Source organism: Prevotella sp. P5-108, assembly GCF_002251385.1.
Lineage (GTDB): Bacteria > Bacteroidota > Bacteroidia > Bacteroidales > Bacteroidaceae > Prevotella.
Window position 1 is genome coordinate 255437 of record NZ_NPJJ01000018.1, and the last position, 23060, is coordinate 278496.

At 50.6% G+C, this 23060-nt stretch carries 16 protein-coding genes and 1 tRNA gene; 10 read left to right on the forward strand and 7 right to left on the reverse strand.

The window, feature by feature from the left end; genetic code table 11:
• Nucleotides 1-117: 117 nt before the first annotated feature.
• The 9 genes from CIK95_RS03355 (at nucleotide 118) to CIK95_RS03395 (ending at nucleotide 13941) form a co-directional block, all read left to right on the forward strand.
• Complete coding sequence (locus tag CIK95_RS03355; protein ID WP_144007705.1) at nucleotides 118-1692, forward strand: glycosyltransferase family 39 protein; 1575 nt, start codon at nucleotides 118-120, stop codon at nucleotides 1690-1692.
• 3 nt (nucleotides 1693-1695) lie between these two features.
• Complete coding sequence (locus CIK95_RS03360; RefSeq protein ID WP_094466248.1) at nucleotides 1696-2802, forward strand: NAD-dependent epimerase/dehydratase family protein; 1107 nt, start codon at nucleotides 1696-1698, stop codon at nucleotides 2800-2802.
• A gap of 87 nt (nucleotides 2803-2889) precedes the next feature.
• Nucleotides 2890-3630, forward strand: a complete 741-nt coding sequence (locus tag CIK95_RS03365; RefSeq protein WP_022310104.1) for a glycosyltransferase — start codon at nucleotides 2890-2892, stop codon at nucleotides 3628-3630.
• A 37-nt stretch (nucleotides 3631-3667) separates the two neighbouring features.
• Nucleotides 3668-4330, forward strand: a complete 663-nt coding sequence (locus CIK95_RS03370; protein ID WP_094466249.1) for a lipid-A-disaccharide synthase N-terminal domain-containing protein — start codon at nucleotides 3668-3670, stop codon at nucleotides 4328-4330.
• Between the two features lie 225 nt (nucleotides 4331-4555).
• A complete protein-coding gene (gene fucI, locus CIK95_RS03375; protein ID WP_094387610.1) occupies nucleotides 4556-6331 on the forward strand; it encodes an L-fucose isomerase in 1776 nt (591 codons plus the stop codon).
• A 134-nt stretch (nucleotides 6332-6465) separates the two neighbouring features.
• Complete coding sequence (fucP, locus tag CIK95_RS03380; RefSeq protein ID WP_094466250.1) at nucleotides 6466-7770, forward strand: L-fucose:H+ symporter permease; 1305 nt, start codon at nucleotides 6466-6468, stop codon at nucleotides 7768-7770.
• 213 nt (nucleotides 7771-7983) lie between these two features.
• Nucleotides 7984-8793 (forward strand): hypothetical protein, encoded by an 810-nt coding sequence (locus CIK95_RS03385; RefSeq protein WP_144007706.1) that lies wholly within the window; start codon nucleotides 7984-7986, stop codon nucleotides 8791-8793.
• Between the two features lie 822 nt (nucleotides 8794-9615).
• Nucleotides 9616-12312, forward strand: coding sequence for a SusC/RagA family TonB-linked outer membrane protein (locus CIK95_RS03390; protein WP_094466252.1), 2697 nt, complete (start codon nucleotides 9616-9618; stop codon nucleotides 12310-12312).
• A 12-nt stretch (nucleotides 12313-12324) separates the two neighbouring features.
• Entirely contained in the window at nucleotides 12325-13941 is a 1617-nt protein-coding gene (locus CIK95_RS03395; protein ID WP_094466253.1) for a RagB/SusD family nutrient uptake outer membrane protein, read from the forward strand.
• A gap of 89 nt (nucleotides 13942-14030) precedes the next feature.
• Here the strand turns inward: CIK95_RS03395 and CIK95_RS03400 are convergent, their stop codons facing one another.
• From CIK95_RS03400 to CIK95_RS03410, 3 genes are read right to left on the reverse strand one after another with little or no spacing between them, the layout of a single operon-like run.
• Nucleotides 14031-14864 carry a CPBP family intramembrane glutamic endopeptidase gene (locus tag CIK95_RS03400; protein WP_022310097.1) on the reverse strand — a complete coding sequence of 278 codons (834 nt, stop codon included), beginning with the start codon at nucleotides 14862-14864 and terminating at the stop codon, nucleotides 14031-14033.
• Nucleotides 14861-15793, reverse strand: a complete 933-nt coding sequence (locus CIK95_RS03405; RefSeq protein WP_094466254.1) for a bifunctional riboflavin kinase/FAD synthetase — start codon at nucleotides 15791-15793, stop codon at nucleotides 14861-14863. Before CIK95_RS03405 ends, CIK95_RS03400 begins: the two co-directional genes overlap by 4 nt.
• Complete coding sequence (locus CIK95_RS03410; protein ID WP_371591360.1) at nucleotides 15790-16404, reverse strand: HAD family hydrolase; 615 nt, start codon at nucleotides 16402-16404, stop codon at nucleotides 15790-15792. Before CIK95_RS03410 ends, CIK95_RS03405 begins: the two co-directional genes overlap by 4 nt.
• A gap of 305 nt (nucleotides 16405-16709) precedes the next feature.
• Between CIK95_RS03410 and CIK95_RS03415 the strand changes: the two genes are divergently transcribed.
• A tRNA-Ile gene (locus CIK95_RS03415) sits at nucleotides 16710-16783 on the forward strand.
• 220 nt (nucleotides 16784-17003) lie between these two features.
• Here the strand turns inward: CIK95_RS03415 and CIK95_RS03420 are convergent.
• The 4 genes from CIK95_RS03420 to CIK95_RS03435 are packed head-to-tail and all read right to left on the reverse strand — an operon-like array spanning nucleotide 17004 to nucleotide 23059.
• Nucleotides 17004-18437: an ATP-binding protein gene (locus CIK95_RS03420; protein WP_094466255.1), complete on the reverse strand. Its 1434-nt coding sequence runs from the start codon at nucleotides 18435-18437 to the stop codon at nucleotides 17004-17006.
• Between the two features lie 36 nt (nucleotides 18438-18473).
• Nucleotides 18474-18866 (reverse strand): (deoxy)nucleoside triphosphate pyrophosphohydrolase, encoded by a 393-nt coding sequence (locus CIK95_RS03425; protein WP_094466256.1) that lies wholly within the window; start codon nucleotides 18864-18866, stop codon nucleotides 18474-18476.
• The gene (locus CIK95_RS03430) at nucleotides 18863-20929 is read right to left on the reverse strand and encodes a DUF2075 domain-containing protein (protein WP_094466257.1); all 2067 of its coding nucleotides are present in this window, start codon (nucleotides 20927-20929) and stop codon (nucleotides 18863-18865) included. Before CIK95_RS03430 ends, CIK95_RS03425 begins: the two co-directional genes overlap by 4 nt.
• Before the next feature lie 15 nt (nucleotides 20930-20944).
• Entirely contained in the window at nucleotides 20945-23059 is a 2115-nt protein-coding gene (locus CIK95_RS03435) for an AIPR family protein (RefSeq protein WP_094466258.1), read from the reverse strand.
• Nucleotide 23060: the final 1 nt, after the last annotated feature.

Consider the following 23060-nt stretch of genomic DNA (forward strand, 5'->3'; position numbering starts at 1 on the left):
CGGCGGTCAGGGCTTGTCGGCTTTATATTCCTGAAAAACTATTAACCTTTGCTAAAACCGCCAAATCTTCAATATTTCCACAAAGTCTGTTCCCAACTTTGCCGGCAGAACATAAAAATGACAAGTATGCAATCCAAAGGGCGACTTCTACTCTTTCTGGCTTTCCTGTCGGCCATCATTCCTGTAATGCTGATGCGCGATTTCACTCCCGGCGACGAACTGCGCTATCTCAGCATTGCCGACGAGGCGCTGCGCGACCATCATTTCTTCGCCTTCTACAATCACGGCTTAGCCTATGCCGACAAGCCCCCTCTCTATATGTGGCTCGTCATGCTCTCCCGTGTGGTCTTTGGCACCCACTCCATACTGGCCCTGTCACTGCTGTCGGTGGTTCCGGCGCTGGGCGTGGTCTGCGTGATGGACTCCTGGACCCGCAACGAGATGGACGGCCCCACCCGCAGCCTGGCGCGCATGATGCTGCTCACCTCGGGCCTCTTTACCGGAGTGGCTCTCATCGTGAGGATGGATATGCTCATGTGCCTCTTCATCGTCCTCGCTCTACGGTCGTTCTGGCGCATGTATACCGAGGAGTCTGCCTATGCCGGCGAGCGATGGCTGTTTCCGGTCTATCTGTTTCTTGCCGTGTTTACCAAGGGGCCGCTGGGCCTGCTCATCCCGCTGTGCTCCATCTGCACCTATCTCGTCATAGTGCGTCGGCCGCGGCTCATCCCCGTCGTATGGGGATGGCGCACCTGGAGCGTGCTGGTCGCGGGCTGCGCCCTGTGGTGGGGGCTCACCTGCCATGAGGCTGGTACCGCCTATCTGCGCAATCTCCTGTTTCACCAGACCATAGACCGTGCCATCCATGCCTTCCACCACGAGGAGCCGTTCTACTACTATGCACGCTGTATATGGTTCTGCATGGCTCCCTGGGTGCTCTTTGTCGTGGCGTCGATAGCCAGCGCGTTGCGCCGTGGGGTGGTGCGCAGCCGGCTCCACACCTTTCTCATCGTCGCCTCGCTGTCATCGCTGGTGATGATATCCTCTCTCAGCGGCAAACTCGAGATATACATGCTGCCGGTCATCCCCCTTATGGTCTATGCCGCCGCCATCTACATGCCACGGGCTTCTGACGAGTGGTGGTACAGGCCGGCGCTCGCCATCCCTGCCGCCATCCTGACCTTGGCTTTTCCCGCTTTGGCTCTGACCCATTGTGCCGGACTGCTGGGGCAGGCCCTGTCGCAGCAGAGCGACATCGTGCTGATATATCTGGCTGCGCTGGTACTGACTCTCTGCGGCATCGCCTCACTCAGACGCGTCTCGCACGCCATACCGCTCATCACGCGCGGTGTGTTGGCGGCGATATTCATCGCCTCGTTTGCCCTGCCCGCGTTCAACAGCCGCATAGGCTACCGCGCCGTATGCGCACAGGTGCAGGCCATGAGCTGTCGCACGGGCATCACCCATATTGCGGCATGGAGAGTGAAGAATGCTGCCGACATGGATGTCTATCTGCATAGGTCGCCCGACGTGGTACCCCAGGAGGCCGACCCCATGACCTACTACACTACGCCCACCCTGATGGTGGTACCCGGTGGCGGGCGAGGCGTCTATACTGTCCGCGTGTGTCGTGGCGGCGGTCGCTCAGAGCGGTCGGTAGCCCAGTCTGGACCCCTTAACCCACAGAGATAAGATATGAAACCTACAACTATCGATATGCACCCCAAGACCATCCTGGTCACCGGTGCGGCTGGATTTATAGGCAGCCGTCTCGTAGAGCGCCTCCTCCGCGGCAGCCATTGCTCGGAAACAGGCGGCGGTTCACGGTTGCGCGTCATAGGCGTCGACAATATGAACCACTATTATGATGTGGCGCTCAAGGAGCAGCGCCTCAAGCCGCTGCTTGCCCATAGTGGTTTCACCTTTGTCCATGCCGACATTGCCGACCGTGACGCCGTAGACCGCATCTTTGACAGCTGTTCGCCCGACATCGTCGTCAATCTTGCCGCCCAAGCCGGGGTAAGATACAGCATCGATTCGCCCGAGAGCTATATCCACAGCAACATCATCGGCTTCTTCAATATCCTCGAGGCTGCCCGCCACAGTTATGACCACGGGCGCCACGGTGTAGAGCATCTCGTCTATGCCAGTTCGAGCAGCGTCTATGGCATGGACAGGCACACTCCGTTCTCGACATCCGACCCTATAGACAGTCCGGTGAGCCTCTATGCAGCCACCAAGAAGAGCGACGAGCTGATGGCTCATGCCTATGCCAAACTCTACGACATACCCTGTACGGGTCTGAGGTTCTTTACCGTCTATGGTCCCGCTGGCCGTCCCGATATGGCTTACTTCAGTTTTGCTGAGAAGTGGCGCCGTGGCGACAAAATCCAACTGTACAACTATGGGCGCTGTCGCCGCGACTTCACCTATATCGACGATATCGTCGAGGGCATCGTCCAGGTGATGGCCCATGCCCCCGCCCGCTGTGTAGGCAGCGATGGTCTGCCGCTGCCTCCCTACAGGATTTACAATATCGGCAACGGACATCCCGAGAGCCTGCTCACCTTTGTCCATACTCTGTGCGACGAATTGGTAAGGGCTGGAGCACTGCCGTCGGGGTTTGATTTGGACAGCCATTGTGTGCTGGCGCCCATGCAACCGGGCGATGTGGTGGAGACCTATGCCGACACGGCGCCGCTGGAGCACGACCTTGGCTACAGGCCCACGACTCCCCTGGGCGTAGGGCTACGCCGCTTTGCCGAGTGGTTTGCCGCCAACCGTACAGACCAGCCTCTATAGCCAGCCTCAACCGATGGCGGCAGCCCATATCATGACAGCCTGCCACTATAGATTATCATGATAACAATCAATATAAAGATAACGACAATGAACAAGACATCAGCCTACAAGATGACCATCATCGTACCCGTGTACAATGAAGAAGACAATATAGACGCCCTCAACCAGCGTCTTGGAGATTACCTCAAGAGCAGCGCGTGCAAGTCGTGTGTGCTCTTTGTCAATGACGGTTCGAGAGACAACAGTCTGGCATATATCAAAGAGGTGTGCCGCCACAACCCCGACTTCTACTATATCTCTCTGGGCAAGAACAGCGGACTGAGCGCAGCCCTGAAAGCCGGCATCGATGAGGCCTGCTCGGAGTATGTGGGTTATATCGATGCCGACCTGCAGACCGACCCCGACGACTTTGACCTGCTACTCGCCCAGATTCATGACCATGCTCTCGTGACGGGCATCAGGGCCAATCGCAAGGACACCGCCTTCAAGCGACTGCAGTCGCGCATCGCCAACGGCTTCCGCCGCATGATGACCGATGATGGCGCTGCCGACACAGGTTGTCCGCTCAAGGTGATGCGTACCGACTATGCCAAGCGCATACCCTTCTTCAAGGGTCTGCACCGATTCCTGCCCGCCATGATACTGCTGCAGGGTGGCACCTACGCACAGGTGGCTGTAAGACACTATCCCCGTACGGCTGGTGTGTCCAAGTATCATCTTGCCAACCGTCTCGTGGCGCCCTTTGTCGACTGCTTTGCCTACCGCTGGATGCGCAGCAGGTATATCAACTATACTATAGCCCAGAGCAACGTCGGCGACAACGACTGAGGTGCTCTCGGGTATAAACGGATAATAGATAAAACACATGAAAGTACAACTCTTAGTCACGGCGATAGGATTACTGGCGCAGGGGTTCTTCTCGGCACGAATCCTGGTGCAATGGGCCATGTCGGAGAAGGCCCGGCGGGTGCTGTCTCCCTCTCTCTTCTGGATATTCAGCATTGCGGGGTCTTACCTGTTGTGCCTCTATGGATGGCTCCGTGATGACTTTGCTATCGTCTTTGGACAACTTGTGTCCTATTACATCTATCTGTGGAATCTCAAGACCAAGGATGTGTGGCTGTACATACCCAAAATAGTGAGGTGGACGCTGGTGGCTACACCCATAGTGCTGTTAGGTGTAGTGGGAGAGTATGCCGACGAGTATATAGGGCGGTTCCTGCACAATAGCGACGTGCCGCTGGGTCTCCTGCTGTTCGGCTCGGCGGGCCAACTGGTCTTTACCATGCGCTTTGTGTGCCAGTGGTACTGCTCGCGCAAGGCAGGAGAGTCGCGGTTGCCCCTGGTGTTTTGGCTGTTGAGCCTTGTGGGGTCGGTATCCATCATCGCCTATGGCGTCATGCGCTGTGACGTGGTGCTCATACTTGGTCAGTCGTTTGGCATCGTGGCGTATGTGAGAAACATCATGCTGCTGGCAAAGACTGACGTTTTGCCCCATGGCAGAACGCTGGCTGCCGGCAAGCGTTAGCCCACCGATACCGACGGCGAAGATAGTCGGGCTTGCCCTCCCGATACCCTCGGCGTCGGTATTTTGTTCTTTTAACATTAAAAAGGGTATGAAAGACAAAAAAAATGGCTACTTTTGTTTCCATCTACACAAGAGTAGCCATTGCCGTGTCACCGAGGGTGGTAGCGTCGATGGTCTCTCTGCTAAAGACCGGTAAATCGTTTAACATTATAATACATAAAAACCATGAAGTATCCTAAAATTGGAATCCGCCCCACCATCGACGGTCGTCAGGGTGGCGTTCGCGAGAGTCTTGAAGACAAGACTATGGCCCTGGCTCAGGCTGTGGCTGATCTCATTTCGACTAATCTTAAGAATGGCGACGGTTCGCCAGTAGAGTGTGTCATCGCCGACAGCACCATAGGCCGTGTGGCTGAGAGCGCCGCTTGTGCCGAGAAGTTTGAGCGCGAGGGCGTGGGCAGTACCATCACCGTTACCTCATGCTGGTGCTATGGTTCGGAGACCATGGATATGAACCCCCATTATCCTAAGGCTGTCTGGGGCTTCAACGGTACCGAGCGCCCCGGCGCCGTGTATCTGGCTGCCGTTCTGGCTGCCCATGCCCAGAAGGGTCTGCCTGCTTTCGGCATCTACGGCCATGATGTGCAGGACCTCGACGACAACACTATCCCTGCCGACGTGGCAGAAAAGATACTGCGCTTTGCCCGCGCCGCACAGGCTGTGGCTACGATGCGCGGCAAGAGCTATCTGAGCATGGGTAACACCTGTATGGGTATTGCCGGAAGTATCGTCGACGCCGACTTCTTCCAGGACTATCTCGGCATGCGTACCGAGTATGTGGACCTGGTCGAAATCCTGCGCCGTGTGGACGAGGGTATCTATGACCCCGAGGAGTACAAGAAGGCCATGGCTTGGACCGAGAAGTACTGCAAGGCCAATGAGGGCCACGACTACAACGAGGAGATAGGCAAGGCCAAGACCCGCGAGCAGAAGGACAAGGACTGGGAGTTCACCGTAAAGAATATGCTTATCATCAACGACCTGATGCACGGCAACCCTCGTCTCGAGGAGCTGGGCTTCAAGGAGGAGAGTCTGGGCCACAACGCCATCGCTGCCGGTGTGCAGGGCCAGCGCCAGTGGACCGACTATATCCCCAACTTTGACTTCCCCGAGTCGCTGATGTGTACCTCGTTTGACTGGAACGGCACACGCGAGGCCAACGTGCTGGCCACCGAGAACGACTCGCTCAACGGCGTGGCTATGCTCTTCGGTCATCTGCTTACCAACAAGGGTGTGATGTTCTCTGACATCCGTACCTACTGGAGCCCCGAGGCTGTGAAGCGCGTCACCGGCAAGGAAGCCACCGGTCTGGCTGCTGGCGGTTTCATCCACCTCATCAACTCGGGTGCCACGACGCTCGACGCCACTGGTGCGATGACCGATGCCGAGGGCAACCCCACCATGAAGCATCACTGGGAGATGACCCAGGAAGATGTTGAGGCTTGCCTCAAGGCCACGACATGGTATCCTGCCTGCCGCGACTACTTCCGTGGCGGTGGCTATTCAAGCAACTTCCTCACCCGTGGTGGTATGCCTATGACCATGATACGCGTGAACAGAGTCAAGGGCTTGGGTCCCGTCATCCAGCTCGCCGAGGGTTGGAGCGTAGACCTCGACCCCGAAATCCATGACATCCTCAACAAGCGCACCGACAAGACCTGGCCTACCACATGGTTTGTGCCACGCCTCGACGCTTCGCGCGACGCCTTCAAGGATGTATACTCAGTGATGAACAACTGGGGCGCCAACCACGGTGCCATCGCCTATGGCCACATCGGTGCCGACATCATCACCCTCGCCTCTATCCTGCGCATCCCCGTATGTATGCACAACGTGGCCGACGACCAGGTGTTCCGTCCATCGGCATGGAATGCCTTCGGTATGGACAAGGAGGGTGCCGACTATCGCGCCTGCCAGAACTTCGGTCCTGTGTACAAATAATGGGTCAATGAACAATAAGTAGACAATCATAGAGAGAGGAGAGACGCCGTGGGGCATCTGGTCTGTAACGGCCACGGTGCCGGTGGCGGCTCCCCTCTCTCTGTCGTTTTAATCGTGTAATAGAAATTGAAGCAATGAACAAACCTCGATTAGTGGAGAAGAAGTATCTCTTGCCCTTCGTGCTCCTGACCACCCTCTTTGCCCTCTGGGGATTTGCCAATGATATCACCAACCCCATGGTGGCAGCCTTCCAGACGGTGATGGAGCTCAAGGCCAGCGAGGCGTCGCTTGTGCAGTTTGCCTTCTATGGCGGCTATGCCACCATGGCGGTGCCTGCGGCGCTCTTCATACGCCGCTACAGCTACAAGAGCGGCATCATGCTGGGTCTGGCGCTCTACGCGTTGGGCGCATTCCTGTTTATACCGGCTGCGGCGTATCAGGAGTTCTCTTTCTTCTGCATCTCGCTCTATGTGCTTACCTTCGGACTGGCGTTTCTGGAGACCACGGCCAATCCCTTTGTGCTCTCGCTGGGCAGCAAGGAGACGTCGACACGCCGTCTGAATCTGGCGCAGGCGTTCAACCCCCTCGGTTCGCTCATGGGCATGGGCGTGGCGTCGTTTATTGTGCTGCCCCACCTGTGGTCTGACCGTCGCGACGCCGCCGGTGCCATCATCTTCCCGACCCTCACCGAGGCAGAGAAGTCTGGCATACGTCTGCACGACCTGGTGGTGATACGCGACCCCTATGTGGCTATCGGACTGGTGGTGCTCATCATGCTGGTGGTCTTCGCCCTCACGCGGATGCCACGCACGGAGAGCACCGGTGAGCATGCCCGCGTGGGCGACACCATGCGCCGGCTGCTGGACAACAAGCCCTACATGGCCGGCGTGGTCACACAGATGTTTTATGTGGCTGCGCAGATTATGGTGTGGACCTTTATCATCCAGTATGCCGACCGTCTGGGCATCAACAAGGCTACGGCGCAGATCTACAACATCGTGGCGATGGTGCTCTTCCTCAGCGGACGATTTATCAGCACCTTCCTGATGCGCTATGTCAACACCCGACTGCTGCTGGCTATCTTTGCCACCGGCGCCGCCCTCTGCACGCTCGGCACCATCTTCATCCAGGACATCGTGGGCCTCTACTCGCTGGTAGGCATCAGCGTATTCATGTCGCTCATGTTCCCCACCATCTACGGTATAGCCCTGGAGAATGTCAATGCCGAAGACGCCAGTCTGGGTGCCGCCTTCCTGGTGATGGCCATCGTGGGCGGAGCCATCATGCCTCCGCTCCAGGGTATGATCATAGACCGGGGCGTGGTGATGGGTCTTCCCGCCGTCAACGCCTCGTTTGTGCTGCCTCTCATCAGCTTTGTAGTGGTTTTCACCTACGGTTTCTGCCAGTATCAACTGAGCCGCAAGCATGGCGGTGTGTAACCGTGTGACACTATAAATAACGACAAGGGCCATCCACACCAGCGGATGGCCCTTGCTGTTGATGGCGGGCGGAGGGGGCGATGGTTAAAAACGATTAACGGTATTGATTTTTAACGGAAAAGACTTGCTCCGTATCTTCCATTTTCCCTATCTTTGGGCTGTAATCTATCAAGAGAGAGTTATCCCAATGTGTAACATCCAATGTATTTGCCTATGAGAAAGTGTTTGATGACCGGCATCCTCCTGATGGTGGCATGCCTGGCGTTTGGGCAGACGCCCAAAGTGTTGGTGTATAATCCGTATACGAAGAAGGGCGACTTGCCGCCCGAGTGGTTGAAGAACAAGGTGACCCAGCAGCAGTATGACTCGCTGGCACGCCTGTCGCAGCATTATGCCGTGAGCTATGACCACTTCAAGGCGCGTGGGCTGACTCAGGACGACATACGTCGGTATGTGAAGCGTACGGAGGTGCTGCTCAGCGAAGCGCAGCTCAAGAACATCACCGGTGGCTCTGGTCCTGAAGAGTGGAGGAAGAAAGGCATAACGCTGACCGACACCTGTCATTTCAAAGTGCAGCCTCTGCCGGTGGGTGTGGAGCCTCTGATGCAGGCCAAGAATGACGAGGGCGACGAGGTGGTGCGCTACATCCTCTATTCTGACATCGACGGCTATGACGCTCACGTGATGGTCGAGGTAAAGCTCTCCAAGGACGATAAAGGCAATACGCAGTTTGTGGTGAGCAGGCTGCTTCCCTACAGCGTGTCGGGACTCAGAGTAGAAAACCGTGCTACGCTGAGGCGTTCCGGTGGCGGTGCCATGCGTGAAGTCAGCAGCGGAACCTTTGATGCCGGTGGCTGTACGCCCGTCTACTTCCTGCAGGGCTTCTTCAGTTTTGATGATGCCAAGGGCTACAAGCACATGTGCAGCCTCAACCATCAGTTCTTCCTGAAGCTGGGCCCCGACAGTGACTCCCGTCCTGCCAATGTTGCTCCCACGGAAGGCTGGGGTGCCGGCGGCAGTTAGCGGTCTGCCTCTGGGTGTGGGCAAGGGAAGTGTGAGTGACCTCTATATAATATAATGTATAGGTATAGACTTGCTCCCGCTTTAGAAAGATTGGGATAGGGTCTTCCCGTGGCATCTCCCTGCCTATCAGCTTTGTGCCGGTTGCCTCCGATTTAGAATTATTGCTGGGAGAGTGGCTCCTAAAAGCCCCTCTCCCAGACGCATCTCAAGAGAAACGGAGTCATACTCTCGGACTTCGTACCACGCCCTGCGCCGTGTGTCATCTGCGGTGGCTCAGATATGACCAATGCAGTCGTAAACGGAGAGAAACAGTAGACAACCGCAGTGTTATTGATTATGTAGACTTGCATAACCACTATGAAAACATTTTTCTATCACTGACAAGAAAACCACAAAGTGTCTTTCGTGGACTCACTATAGTATAACTCTCCAAATGAAAGATGCCGGCGCGCACTCTTGGCATGAGAATGAAACTGCCAACGAGATGTAGAACACTTACACTTTAGAGCTCAACGTATTCTCTCAGTACAATCATCGTCTCTTGAAGTTGCAGAACTTGTAATGCAGAGTATCAGTAAAATAAGGGAAAAATCCAATAAATGCATAAACTTAGTGCTAATTACATTCTCTTTACATAAGAGTAACAGCCTCAGTTTCTTGTTTTGTACTGACACCATGTAATTAACAAAAGATAATGCGACTATTAATGGTTTCTATCGTTAATAAAGCATAAATAATGGAGCCTTTATACTTTTTTTCATGCGTTGCGCCTTATCTTTGTTTCTTGGAAATCATCCTTAACCTAAATAATAGAAATAGAAAATGGCAAATGGCAAAAAAACCACATTACTTCTTCTATTGCTCTTTTGCAGTTCTTTGGCTCATGCACAAAAGCAAGTTCCTATAGAACGGAAAGATACCATTGCCAATGAAAGTAATATAATAAAGATAGTTGGAAATCATTCCAACAAGGGTGCTGCCAACAACGCCCTCGACGTGTTGAGTGGTCAGGCTGCTGGTGTCAATGTGACATCCAACGGTCTGGATCGTATGGCTATGCTCAATAGTGTGCGAGTACGTGGTACAACCTCCATCATCGGAGGTAACGACCCTTTGGTGCTGATTGATGGTGTCACATCCGATGTGTTTACACTTTCTACCATCTATCCTGCAGACATCGAGAGTTTTCGTATATTGAAGAATGCTGCGGAGACCGCCATGTATGGTTCACGAGGAGCTTCGGGTGTCATAGAGGTGAAAACCAAGAAAGGCACAGGAAGAGGATTCCAAATCTCGTATGAGGGTAATGTGGGGTTTGAGCAGATGTACAAACACCTGGAGATGCTCAATGCTGCTGAATATGTTGCAACGGCAAAGGCATTGGGTATCTATTGCAACAACGGAGGTTTCAATACCGATAACTACAAGGTGATAACACGCACGGGTATGGTGAACAATCATTACCTTGCATTCAGCGGAGGTACGCCACAGTCTAACTATCGTGCATCTTTCGGAGTGATGGACCACAACACCATCATCAAGAAGATGGACTATAACGTTTTTGTTGCCAAGGTTGATGTAACCCAGAAAGCCTTCAATGACAGACTAACCGGAGAATTCGGAGTTTTTGGCTATTCATTCAAGAACCATGACATCTTTGATACGCAGATGCTGTTCTATTCCGCAGCATGCCAGAACCCAACTTTCCCTGCTGGTACTGACGAGCATGGAAACTGGCTGAAAAACGAATCGGCAACGCATGTCAACCCACCCGGAATATTGCTTGAAGAGAAAAACGACTCCAAGGATTTGAACTTTGACGCACACATAAAGCTGAGCTATGACTTCAATCCAAACTGGCGCATTTCCACATTCGCATCATATCTGTATGGTTCTACGGAAAACGGAATGTTCTGCCCTACATGGGTATGGGCACAGGGCAACGTGTACCGTGGCGAGTTCAAGAAGGAGGAATGGCTGGGCAATGTGGCCCTCAGTTTCAACAAGCAGATAGGCATACACAGAATATCCGCAGAGGCAAGCAGCGAATACCGAAAATTGACAAAGACAGCCTTTTGGATGTATGCCAAGGGCATTCCGACAAATGATTTCGGTTACAACAATCTGGGTGCTACCGCAGCCCGACCTTATGGCGGTACAGAAAGTACATACGAAGATCAGTCCTTGGCTTCCGTGATGGGAAGCGTCACCTACTCTTTGCTTGACCGCTACCTGCTGTCGGTTAATGCACGTGGTGACGGTTCTTCAATGGTTGGCGACGACAATACATGGGGATTTTTCCCGTCCGTATCATTCACTTGGGATATGAAGAAGGAGAATTTTCTTGCCAACGTGAAGCCGTTGTCCATGCTCAAACTCTGCACAGGTTTGGGACAGGCTGGCAACCTTGGCGGTATCTCTGCCTACACAACCATGAACACCGTAAGGCAGACGGGTATAGTACCTGTAAAGAGCTCGCCAACAGTGACACTCGGAATGGTGAGAAACAACAATCCTGACTTGAGGTGGGAAACAAAGACCACCTTCAACATCGGTGCTGACTTCGGTTTCTTTGCCAACCGCATTATGCTCACGGCAGAGTACTACTATTCAAAAACCTCCGACATGCTCTATGCCTACGAGGTTCCCGTTCCACCATTCGCTTATAACACATTGCTGGCAAACATCGGTTCCATGTCCAATCGCGGATTGGAGCTTGGCTTGTCAGTACAGCCCATAAGCAAGAAAGACATGGAACTGAACATCAATATGAATCTGTCGTTCCAAAGTAACAAACTTATCTCTCTGAGCGGAGATTACAAGGGAATGAGCATGACGGCAGCAAACATCACCGCTATTGGATCATTGGATGGTGCTGGTCAAAACGGCGGCGACAACAATGTGGTCTATCAGATAGTAGGACAGCCGCTTGGCGTTTTCTACCTGCCACATTGCAAGGGACTCGTCAAGAATGAGAATGGCAGTTATTTTTATGACATTGAGGACCTTGATCACAACGGTAAGGTTGACTTGAGCGATGGTGGCGACCGATACATTGCCGGACAAGCCACACCAAAGGTGACTCTTGGTTCAAATATTAGTTTCAGATACAAGGACATCTATGTCGCGTTGCAGATGAACGGTGCATTCGGGCACAATATCTTCAACGGAACAGGACTGGCTTACACAAGTATGGCGTGCTTCCCGGACTACAATGTCTTGAAGGATGCTCCAAAGAAGAACATCGTAGACCAGAGAGTCTCAGACTATTGGCTCGAAAAAGGCGATTATCTGAACTTTGAACACTTGACATTAGGATATAATGTACCTTTGAAAAGCAAGTTTGTACGTTCCTTGCGTTTATCATGCAACATTAGCAACCTTGGAACAATCACAGGCTATAGAGGTTTGACCCCAATGATAAACAGCTATGTTGTTAACAGCACGATGGGTATTGACGACAAACGCAACTATCCATTATACCGTACTTACTCATTGGGATTGAGTGTACAATTTTAAAACGAAAAGAGCATGAAGACGATTATTAAATACATATTAGCAGTACCGCTAATGCTTTGCTTCAGTAGCTGTCTGGATGAGCATCCCAAAGACCAGCTGGACCAGGAGGCAATCTACAATAATGCAGATAATATATACAAAAACGCAGTAGCTTCCCTGTACAACTACATAGGGAGCAATCAGGAGTCTGAAGGGCTTCAAGGAACTTGCCGGGGTATTTACGACTACAATACTTTGACTACCGATGAGGCTATGATTCCGATTCGTGGAGGAGACTGGTATGATGGCGGTTTGTGGGAGAATATGTACCAGCACAAGTGGACTGCCAATGATATTAACTTATATAATGTATGGAAATACCTCTTCAAGGTAATAGTTATATCTAACCAGTCGCTTTCTATCATTGATAGCCATAAGAGTCTGCTTTCTACAGAACAGACAAGAAATTTCACGGCCGAGGTAAGAGCTGTACGAGCCTTGTTCTACTATTATGCGATGGATATGTTCGGCCGTGTTCCTATTGTGGCATCATACGACGTGAAATTGGAGCAAGTGGTGCAAAGCGAAAGAAGCGAGGTATTCAAGTTTATTGTTGACGAGTTGCAGGATGTTGCCCCACAGCTCGCCGATGAGCATTCCAACAAGGAGGGGAACTATTACGGACATGTGACACGCCCCGTCGTAAACTTCCTGCTTGCAAAACTTGCCTTGAATGCGGAAATATATACGGATGACAATTGGACCGACGGCAAGCGACAGGATGGGAAAAGCATTTACTTCAATGTGAATGGCGAGAAGAAGAACGCTTGGGAAACCTGCATCTGGTATTGTGAGCAACTGCGGCAAGAAGGCTATGAATTAGAAGGCGATTACGCTTCAAACTTCGCTGTTCACAACGAAAGTTCAAAGGAGAATATTTTTACTATTCCGTTGGACAAGAACCTATATTTGAATGAATATCACTATCTTTTCCGCTCACGCCACTACAAACATGGTGGGGCTTATGGTGGTTCTTCCGAAAACGGCACATGTGCAACAGTCTCAACCGTCAAGGCTTTCGGTTACGGAACGGACAATGTTGACAATAGATTCAAGACAAACTTCTATGCTGACACCGTGCTTGTTGATGGAAAGAAGATATATCTGGACAACGGGAAGCCGTTGGTGTACATGCCGCTTGAGCTGAAACTGAACCTCAGTGACAGTCCATATAAACAGACGGCAGGTGCCCGTGTGGGCAAATACGAGGTTGACCGAACCGCCTATTCGGACGGACGGCAGGTTGACAACGACATCGTCCTTTTCAGATATGGTGACGCACTGTTGATGGAAGCCGAGGCGAAAGTACGCAATGGTGAGGACGGTTCAAGGGAGCTGAACGCTATAAGAGATCGAGTTGGAATGCCTCATGTGGAAGCTAATTTGGACAACATTCTAAAGGAGCGTCTGCTGGAATTGGTTTGGGAAGGTTGGAGACGTCAAGATCTCATCCGTTTTGGTGAATATACCAAGGCATATGATCAAAGAACTCCATTAGAAAAGGAGTTTACTGGGTTTACAACGGTTTTTCCAATACCACAAAGATGTTTAGATTTAAACAAGAAATTAAAACAGAATCCAAGTTATTAATATAATGGTTTTTGATTAAGTAACTTTATATGCCAAGCGGGGTATCGACATCCATCGATACCCCGCTTGGTTTGTGGCTGTTGATGACTTTATGCCTTCTTGAGCCTTACTGCCAACTGGAAGAGGGCAGGGATGAAGAGGCAGAGGCTGAATCCCACAGCCATCCATACGTGCTGCTGGGTGCCGAAGACGTCGATGAGGCGCGCTTCGGGATTGGCGGTCACGAGATTGGTAATGATATATACGGCAGAATTGTTGATGGAGTGCATGATGACGCCGGGCACGATGCTGTCGGTGCGATAGTAGAGCCAGCCGAGCAACAGTCCCATGGGTACCACGTGGAGCATTTGGGCGAGGTTGCCGTGGACGGCGGCGAAGAGCACTGCCGAGATGGCTATAGCCACCCAGTGGTAGCGGCGATGGGTGAGGGTGAGCAGGGTGCGGAGGATGGCGCCGCGGAAGACCAGCTCTTCGGCAAGCGGCACGAGTACGCCCAGGACGGCGTAGCTCACGGGTTCGCGCAACATGGCCGAGAAGGCGCGGAGGGTGGCTTCGGGCATCTGTACATCGGTCAGCTCTTCGATAAAAGCGAAGGGGATGAGGGTACCCAGAGAGAGGATGACTACCCAGAAGAGCACGGCCCACGGACGTGACTGCAGGTAGCTGCGAGAGACGGGCGCCCAGCCTCGGCGCACAAAGAGCAGCGAGGCGAGCACGGCATTGATGGCGAAGAAGATGCAGAGCGTCTTGCCGTCGGACAGCATGCTGCCGTCGTTCATACGGGTGATAATCTCTGAGGCGTTGAAGCCCTGGGCCAGAAGCGAGCAGATGCCTACCACCTGCATGACCACAATCTGGATGACTATAAATACGAGCAGATAGATGCCTATCTGAATCAGTCCTTTGGCTATTTTCTTGTTCATATCGTGTGAGTTAAAAGTTGTCGGGCTTGGCGCTCGTCGTCGGCGAGCTGGGCAGCGAGGGCGGCTTCGTCGGCAAAGCGCTGTTCGTCGCGCAGCCGATGGCAGAAGGCCACCTCAAGGCTGTGGCCATAGAGGCTGGCGTCGAAATCGAAGATGTAGGTCTCTATGGTGGTGTCGGTGCGGCCGAAGGTGGGGCGGCATCCCACATTGGTCATGGCGGGGAGCCATGCGCCGGTATCGTCGATGCGCACGCGGGTGGCATAGACGCCACGGGCAGGCAGCATCTTGGAGATGTGGGTCATGTCGAGATTGGCGGTGCGGAACCCCATGCGCCGGCCTTCGGCATATCCGCTTACGATGGGGGCTCGGAGCGAGTAGGTGTAACCCAATGCCTGTCGGGCGCTGTCGACATCGCCCTCGGAGAGACATCGCCGTATGAGCGACGAGCTCACCCTCATGCCCTCATGCTCGAAAGGCGTGCCAGCCATCACGTCGATGTCCAGCTGTCGGCCGTAGGTTACGTAGTCGTCGAACCCCTCGGCACGGTTGTGTCCGAAGCGGTTGTCGTAGCCGGTGACGAGTACTCGCGCGTGGACTTGCTCGCGTAGCACCTGGCGCATAAATTCGTAGGCAGAGAGTGCGGCGAGACTGCGGTCGAAGTGGAGCAGTACGCAATAGTCGACGCCTGTGGCTGCGAGCATCTCCAGTTTCTCGTCGGTGGTGCTGAGCAGTTGGGGGATGAAGTCCTGCTGCAGCACCTGGCGCGGATGAGCATCGAAGGTCACCACCGCTGTGGCCAGCTTGCGCTCGGCGGCAATGGCGCGCACGTCGTCGATGAGGTGGCGGTGGCCCAGATGCACGCCGTCGAAGAAGCCTATCGTGGCTACTGTGGGCTGGGGTATGGTGTCGGTATGGGTGATGATTTTCATAAGCGTTGCATCCAGTCGTTGGCCGCAGACTGCAGCAGTGTGTGTATGCCCAAGGACTGGGCTGCGCGGCAGTTGTCGGCATTGTCATCGATAAAGAGCGTCTCGTCGGCCTGTAGACCGGCGTCGGCGAGCACATAGCTGAAGATGGCGGGGTCGGGCTTGGCCAGATGCAGCCGGTAGGAGAGATAGATGCGCTCAAACATGTCGTCGGCACGCCAGGGGCCATAGTTGAAGAGATGGTCGGCGCAGAGTCGCCAGTGCATATCGTTGGTATTGCTGAGTAGGAACAAGCGGTAGTCGCGGCGCAGACTGAGCAGGCGTTGTTTCTTCTCGTCGGCGATGGTGGTGAGCAGCGCGTTCCAGGCTCCGACAATCTCGGCGTCGGTGGCTGGCACAGCGGTGATGCGTCTCACCTCACGGCAGAACTCGGCGGTGGTGGTGTGGCCTATCTCTATGTCGTAAAACAAGTCTTCGGTGCGGTGGAGGCGCACGTAGTCGCTGATGGCGTGGCAGCCGATGGCATCGAAGGCATCGATGCAGCGCTTTCCGTCGAGGTCGACGAGCACGCCGCCCAGGTCGAAGACTATATTCTTAATCCCTGTTAGCATCATTATTATAATATTGTGGTGCAAAATTACTGAAAGTATAGAGCAGAACAAAGCAAGTTACCCTATTTTTTTGCTCGGGCGCACTGTAATTTGTTCAAAATTAACCAAAGTCACTGATTCCGGGCGTCGGCATACCCCTGCCACAGCCCGCGTTGGCTATCATTTTGTCAACCATCGTCTTAATGGTTGATACCAAATGCGGAAAGTAGATGCCCTTTTCAACTTTTTTGCCGAAAAATTTGGTAAATTCCATCCAAAGCAGTATCTTTGCAACCACAAAAGCGAGTACGTATCTACGTATGAGCCCCGGACTTGTAGCTCAGTTGGTTAGAGCAACAGACTCATAATCTGGAGGTCCCAGGTTCAAGCCCTGGCTGGTCCACGCTGAAAATCAAGGAGTTACATCAAAAATGTAGCTCCTTTTTTTTGTTTTGCGAACAATTTGCGAACAAAATTGCATTTCGCGAACACCAATATAATCTTTCTGCAATAATAGATTCTCTCATTTTGTTCGCAAATCCCATTATTTTTGTTCGCAAAGCATTTTTCGGCATATTATTCGGTAATATCAGTAATACGAGTAAGACTATTTTTTCATCAACTTATCCTTCCTCGTTGGCATCAACTTCCCAATGGCCACTATAACCACTACCCACATATCGAACGTGTGGCATTTTTGCAATATGGCGCTTGATTGTTCTAAGTCCCTTTTTACTCATTTTGGCCAGTTCCTCTGTTGTAATTTGAGGATTCTCTCTGATTTGGTTTTCTATCCATTTATCAAGATTTTCTTCTTGAGTGCCACCTTGAGTGCCATCTTGAGTGCCATCTTGAGTGTCACTTTGGTTATCACCCTTTATTGGTCTCATAAATGTTACCACAACAAAGCCACCATTGATAGACCATGTAGGTGCAGCTACACCTCTCTTTTGGCAAGCCTCCATGATGCGTTTCACACCCGAACCCCAGTTCTCAATATAGGTTGTACTATACAGTACATTAGCTATTAGCGGATTGTATGGATATGATATGTGGGGCTGGCGAATATTCTCTGGAGTAATCTGCGGAGGCAGAATGCCAGGATTCTCAATCTCAATGCGGTCATCGTAGATAGCGATACCTATGGTCAGGTTATACCGTTCGTACTGACGATGGCAAAGTGCATTCAGAACAGCTTCACGTAAGGCTTCTGCGGGCACTTCCAAATACTCATCACGTACCAGTCCGACTATTTTCCCGTGCATATTCAAGTGTTTGCGGAAGAAGTTCATTGCCTCATTGAGCAGTACGAAGATGTTCCCCTCTACTCGTTGATTGTCGATAAACTCATTTTTGTCAGTTCCTCGGAAACGAGCTAGACGCATTATAAACTGCGTGTACATGCCAGTATCATTCGTAAAGAGTGCCGTAGCGGCATTCAGAGGTCTTTCACCTGTGGTCAACTTCCATTTACCCAGCACATCTTCGATAGGTTCAGTGAGAGCCAGTTCTGACAATCTGCCCCTCTCAACGCCAAGACGCACGACGCCACGTATCAGTTTCTCATCCAGGGAACTTATATCTGTAAACTCCGAAGGTTGCCGTTCCCATGCGAACAAATTAGGCTTACTCCTACGTAACCGCTCCTCATACATGTCACGCGGCATCTCCTTCGTCGTACTCTCCACTTTGTAGTAAGGACAGCCATGATAAGTATAAGGTACCATGCCCCAAGCCCATCCATCAAAGTGCATGGCAATCACCTTATGGCCTGGCCGATTAGGAACATCGATATACTCTACTCTCACATCAACCTGCGGCTCCATATAACTCAGAGCCTGGGCAATCTCCCTTTGGGTGTTGTCTGTAACTTGCTGGCCCAAAATCTTCAGTGATGTTGGAGCAATGCCAAAAAAGAGCCAGCCACCTTCGGTATTCAAGAAAGCACAAGCAGAATGCATGCCATCCTTCAGCTCACCCGTGGTTTTCTTCAACTCCAACTGACGATGTTCATCAGTCTGTATCAGTACTTTTAGTTCATCTATTGTAAGTGCCATATACTTATAACGCCTTTACTCGTCTTATATTATTGCTTATATTATTTCGCATCTCACTTTCTCTATTACCTTCAAATCCGCTGGCAACCAGTTGACGCTCTCCAGTTCATCCTTGTTGAGCCACTTCGCTGCCTCGTGTTCTTTCAGTTCCAGATGTCCGCTCTCCACATGACAGAGGTAGCAATGCATAGAAAGATGAAATTGAGGATAATCCCATTCCACCGTCTCCACGAATTTCTCTACCACAATCCGCGTTTCCAGCTCTTCCCATATCTCACGCCTCAACGCCTCTTCTGGTGTCTCACCCGCTTCCATCTTCCCACCAGGAAACTCCCACCAATCCTTATAGTCGCCATATCCCCGCTGCGTAGCAAAGATACGACCTTCGGAATCGTAGATGATTGCCGCTACTACTTCTATCTGTTTCATATTTCCTCTAATCCTAGAGATTTCAAGTAACTGTATATTCCATCATACCATTCGGGCTTGCGCGTCTCATCTGGAGGAACGCTATTGTCACCATTGGGTACGACAATCACCATTCCCTGTCTTGCCCTGGTCAGTAACACGCGATAAGCATTTATCTGATATTCCTTGTTTATCTCTTTATTGATTTTCTGCCATTGGGTGCCACTACGGAGTTGGAAGTGCTGCCAAGACATCCCATCTTTACTCAATCGTAAATCTGCATCCCATGTTACACAGGCCCAATCTATTTCCAGCCCTTGTACCTTAAACTCTGTCAGTGTATCTTCCAGACAGTTGCTGCTCCTGATGTCAGAGTCGTCCTCCAGGAACCAATGCACGAAGTCAGGCTGATACCTCACATTTATGCCGATGGCTTTCAACCTTTCCGCTTTACTGCTGGCCAAAAGTCCAAACCTTTCGCTCCCTCGTGCATGACTACGCAACCATTGCTTTGCAGTATCCAGACTTCGGGTCAGCACTATAGGGTATTTCTCCAGTTCGCACAATGTTGCGGCGGCCTCTTCCTTCTGTAAGTCCAGTAGCTGATTCACAAATAGGCTTACCTTTTCAGAGCGGAACGAACGCATCGACATTGTTAGGTGCAACTCTTCTTTTGCTATCAGTTGCTTATGTATCAGTGCCAGATCCTCCTTGCTTACGTCATTAGATGTCACCAGAAAGTCTGACATGTACACATCCCAACTTGGATAACTGCGATGCACAGATTCTATCCACTCCTTCAGGCCAGCTTCGCCTTTGTTAATGGCCTGTCCGTTGCCAACCAGACAAACTACAAGTCCCCAGTCCGTCTGCCGGTCCATACATGAAATCAGGTATTCCGGTTCCGAATACGGGAAATCCTTTATACCTTTCTTCTCGCGCATGAAGCGCTTCAGTTCCGCCTGTGTCCAGGCTCGTTGTGCCTCATCGAAGATCGCCACGTGTTCAACAGGAATATATGCCTTGTCAGTATGACTTTGAAAATACCCTTCTATCGGCACAATCCTTCCATCTTTTACTTCTGTACCTTCCAAATATAAATCACGGTAGTGGTGAATCATCTGTATGAAAGCTTTCACCTTGCTTTTTGCCTCTGCTTTAGTGTAAGCCTTGCGCTTCTCAGCCTTAGCTCTAATCTTGTCTCGTCGCACATAGTCGCGTGTCAGAGCCTCTTGCAACACCTCCACCAAAGGAAAGTTGCCTGAAAGATAAACAGCCTTCTCTCCTCTGTTGAATTGGTCGATAGCTGTGTTGAGACCTATCAGTGTTTTTCCAGCACCTGGTACACCTGTGATGAAACAGATGGCCTTACGCTTTTTCTCCCTGCAATGGTCGATAATATGGCATAACTCCTCCGAAGCCTTGTCGATATCTCCACCATGCTTTGTGATCTCCTCCACTGTATTCTCTTCATACAGAGCGATTGCCGCCTCTATGATAGTAGGTGTGGGCGAGTATCCACTCTTAGCCCACTGGTCGTCGTCAAGTGTTGGTTTATCTTTGTATACTACTCCTTCAAGAACTGACTCAAACACCTCTGATAACTTTTTTCTGTTTACCATCAGTGGTTCATATACCATATCCTCGAAATGCTTCAGCGTAAGGTGGCAATGTGAGTCCTTTTCCTTCGGAGCCACTAAGATGGGAATCAGAATTCTGTCCAGACACCCTTCCTGAAAGTTCTTAAGATCAAGTGCATAGTCCCACACCTGCACCATCGCTTCGCGTGTGAATCGCTGCTCAGCTGTTTTGTATTCCACGACAAACACGATGCCGTCTATCAGCACTATTACATCCGCCCTGCGACCCATTCTTGGGATATTGTACTCAAAGTATAAACTCCCACGCCCAGAATATGCCTCCAGCGCTTCGCGTAGCGTATCGATTTCCTCCACCCATGACTGCGCTGTTTCATCGTTAATATCGTGTTGTGATGCCAGAGTCAAATCTCCTACTATCTCGTTTGTACTACGAGACAGGAAGTCTGTGATGGAGTCAGAATAATAATATCTTTGTGCAGCCATAATACATAATATTTTTTACGGCATAATATATCCCTTTTCTTCTGCTTTTTCTACGATTTTCAGGAGCCTACGGCATTGAGCAGGACTTGGCAGAGAACCTCTTCCGATATAAGATGCTATGCTCCTAATAAAATCACAATCACCATAGGAGAGGAGTTCTTCTTTTGCTAGAGCATTATAGACTCCCATCCAATACGGTGCGCCAAGTTTGAAAATCTCAACTGAAGCGTCAATCTTGGAGTTGAACTTGTGAGCACGTTTGGCCGCCTTTTCTGTTGCCTTTGTTTCTTCTTTCGAAATTAACGAACTAATGAAGGCATCCGACAAAGTAAATTCTACTGACTTGAAGTCGTTCCATGTTCCGACAAGACGAGACAAGCTACGCACAAGTCCCCCATCAGCTTTTTTCTCTAAATAGCGATGTGTAAAGTATGCTAGGCGAAGAAGCTCTGTTGCTAAAGCAGGATAAAGAGTTTGCTTATTCCAAATGCTCACCCAATCTAGGTCAGAGCCTTTGGGCAGAAGCGTCATCAGTTTGGATATGGTATATGGCGTAATCTGAGCTTTGTTACCGCCTTTTGGATACCACTCTTCCTTGCTGATGAGTTTGTCAAGTTTGTCAAAGATGATAATCGAACAGACACATTTCTTGAAAAATTCGTCATTGATGCTATCACGGTCATTCTCATAAATGCCATCAATAAAAGGAGCAAATATTTTGAAGTTATCAGCAGAACTCTTGCAAACTTGGTCAGGGTGCATGAGAATCGCATTATAGCATTTTGCTAGTTTCTCTTTTGTAATTAGTTGGTCTTTGGGATTCTTCTGCTTGAACAGGTCTCTTTGATGTGCGTTCAACTTCATCTGCTCTTGCTCCCACTTACCACGAGAACGCTCATAGAACCATACGGTTTGATAAGGATTGCCACCGACTGGTGGAGCCATAACTTTGCGAGATAACTGCTCCATCTTTACGTGGAACGGATGATTTGAGAAGAAGTCAGCTGGTTTAACCGCATTCTGACTGTTAGCACATTCTGAGATGGTCTTTGTCAGTTCATTGTAGTTTTGTACCTGTTCTTCCGACATGTCATCTTCAACATTCAGCACAGTTAACTTCATTGGTACAAATAGGTTATCCATACCTTTTGGAGCCTCATTCTTAATGATGGCACTCGCTAATGCAGCTGTGGTTTGTCCTCCATTGATTATTTGCAAATCCTTGAAATAAGTTATTTTAGAACCATCTGTAGAAAATTTTACGGAACGGGCAACAATAGCAATACCATTATTATATGTAAAGAAGTTCTCTGGTTGCTTCATAATGGTACTTCGTATGCCCTTATTTACATTACCTCTAAAACTCAAGAACGCACGTACATTTCCTTGAAGTAATCTACTTCCGTAGTCATAATATATTTTTGCAAGGAATTCTCCAGGAACAATTCCCAGATATGCATCATAATTACTCAAATTACCCAAATCAGCTTTCAGACATGGAATGCCCTCACAGTTATAATCCTTTGTCTCAATCTCTAGAATTTCACTGGAGTTAGAAACAAATGTCTGAAAGAATCGCTCTAATGTCCATACGTTCAATTCTACAGGTCTTCCCAAAAAATCTGGACGTTTTAGATTCTTAACCTGTTTACTCAGAGTATAGTTTGATATGATGATAAACTTAAAACGCAAGATTTCTGTTGCCGTCATTCCCTTGCCTATCTTCTTCTTAAACTCGCTGGCAATGTTTACAGCAGGGTCAGAATCATCACAGAAATTGCGAATGTTTCCATTGACAGCTTCTTCTATGAATCTCTGCATATACGATAGCAATTCCTCAATACGTGTATTTGTCAAAGTTGGAGCACTATCGCGCTGATTGGTAAATTCACTTACAATAAGAACCAATGCTCCGTCTGCTTCATCATATGAATATCCATCAAAGGCTAGAATTTGCCTTCTTGTATTCCTGATTTCAATTGACATAGGAATAGGATCGCTAAGTTCCCCAATATCTTCAAGATCTGTAAGGACACGCTCGATGAAGTAGCTTTCAGGATCAGAGCCTTCCAAGCTAGCATCATTTCTTATCTCATCTATAAACTGCTTGCGATATTCTTCAATTTCCATA

Bases quoted from the DNA above. Each gene is read 5' to 3' on its own strand.
- CIK95_RS03420 (WP_094466255.1), bottom strand. From the start codon at position 18,437: ATGGCACTTACAATAGATGAACTAAAAGTACTGATACAGACTGATGAA.
- CIK95_RS03390 (WP_094466252.1), top strand. From the start codon at position 9,616: ATGGCAAATGGCAAAAAAACCACATTACTTCTTCTATTGCTCTTTTGC.
- CIK95_RS03400 (WP_022310097.1), bottom strand. From the start codon at position 14,864: ATGAACAAGAAAATAGCCAAAGGACTGATTCAGATAGGCATCTATCTG.
- CIK95_RS03410 (WP_371591360.1), bottom strand. From the start codon at position 16,404: ATGATGCTAACAGGGATTAAGAATATAGTCTTCGACCTGGGCGGCGTG.
- CIK95_RS03430 (WP_094466257.1), bottom strand. From the start codon at position 20,929: ATGGCTGCACAAAGATATTATTATTCTGACTCCATCACAGACTTCCTG.
- CIK95_RS03425 (WP_094466256.1), bottom strand. From the start codon at position 18,866: ATGAAACAGATAGAAGTAGTAGCGGCAATCATCTACGATTCCGAAGGT.
- fucI (WP_094387610.1), top strand. From the start codon at position 4,556: ATGAAGTATCCTAAAATTGGAATCCGCCCCACCATCGACGGTCGTCAG.
- CIK95_RS03435 (WP_094466258.1), bottom strand. From the start codon at position 23,059: ATGGAAATTGAAGAATATCGCAAGCAGTTTATAGATGAGATAAGAAAT.
- CIK95_RS03355 (WP_144007705.1), top strand. From the start codon at position 118: ATGACAAGTATGCAATCCAAAGGGCGACTTCTACTCTTTCTGGCTTTC.
- CIK95_RS03385 (WP_144007706.1), top strand. From the start codon at position 7,984: ATGAGAAAGTGTTTGATGACCGGCATCCTCCTGATGGTGGCATGCCTG.
- CIK95_RS03365 (WP_022310104.1), top strand. From the start codon at position 2,890: ATGAACAAGACATCAGCCTACAAGATGACCATCATCGTACCCGTGTAC.
- fucP (WP_094466250.1), top strand. From the start codon at position 6,466: ATGAACAAACCTCGATTAGTGGAGAAGAAGTATCTCTTGCCCTTCGTG.
- CIK95_RS03395 (WP_094466253.1), top strand. From the start codon at position 12,325: ATGAAGACGATTATTAAATACATATTAGCAGTACCGCTAATGCTTTGC.
- CIK95_RS03360 (WP_094466248.1), top strand. From the start codon at position 1,696: ATGAAACCTACAACTATCGATATGCACCCCAAGACCATCCTGGTCACC.
- CIK95_RS03370 (WP_094466249.1), top strand. From the start codon at position 3,668: ATGAAAGTACAACTCTTAGTCACGGCGATAGGATTACTGGCGCAGGGG.
- CIK95_RS03405 (WP_094466254.1), bottom strand. From the start codon at position 15,793: ATGAAAATCATCACCCATACCGACACCATACCCCAGCCCACAGTAGCC.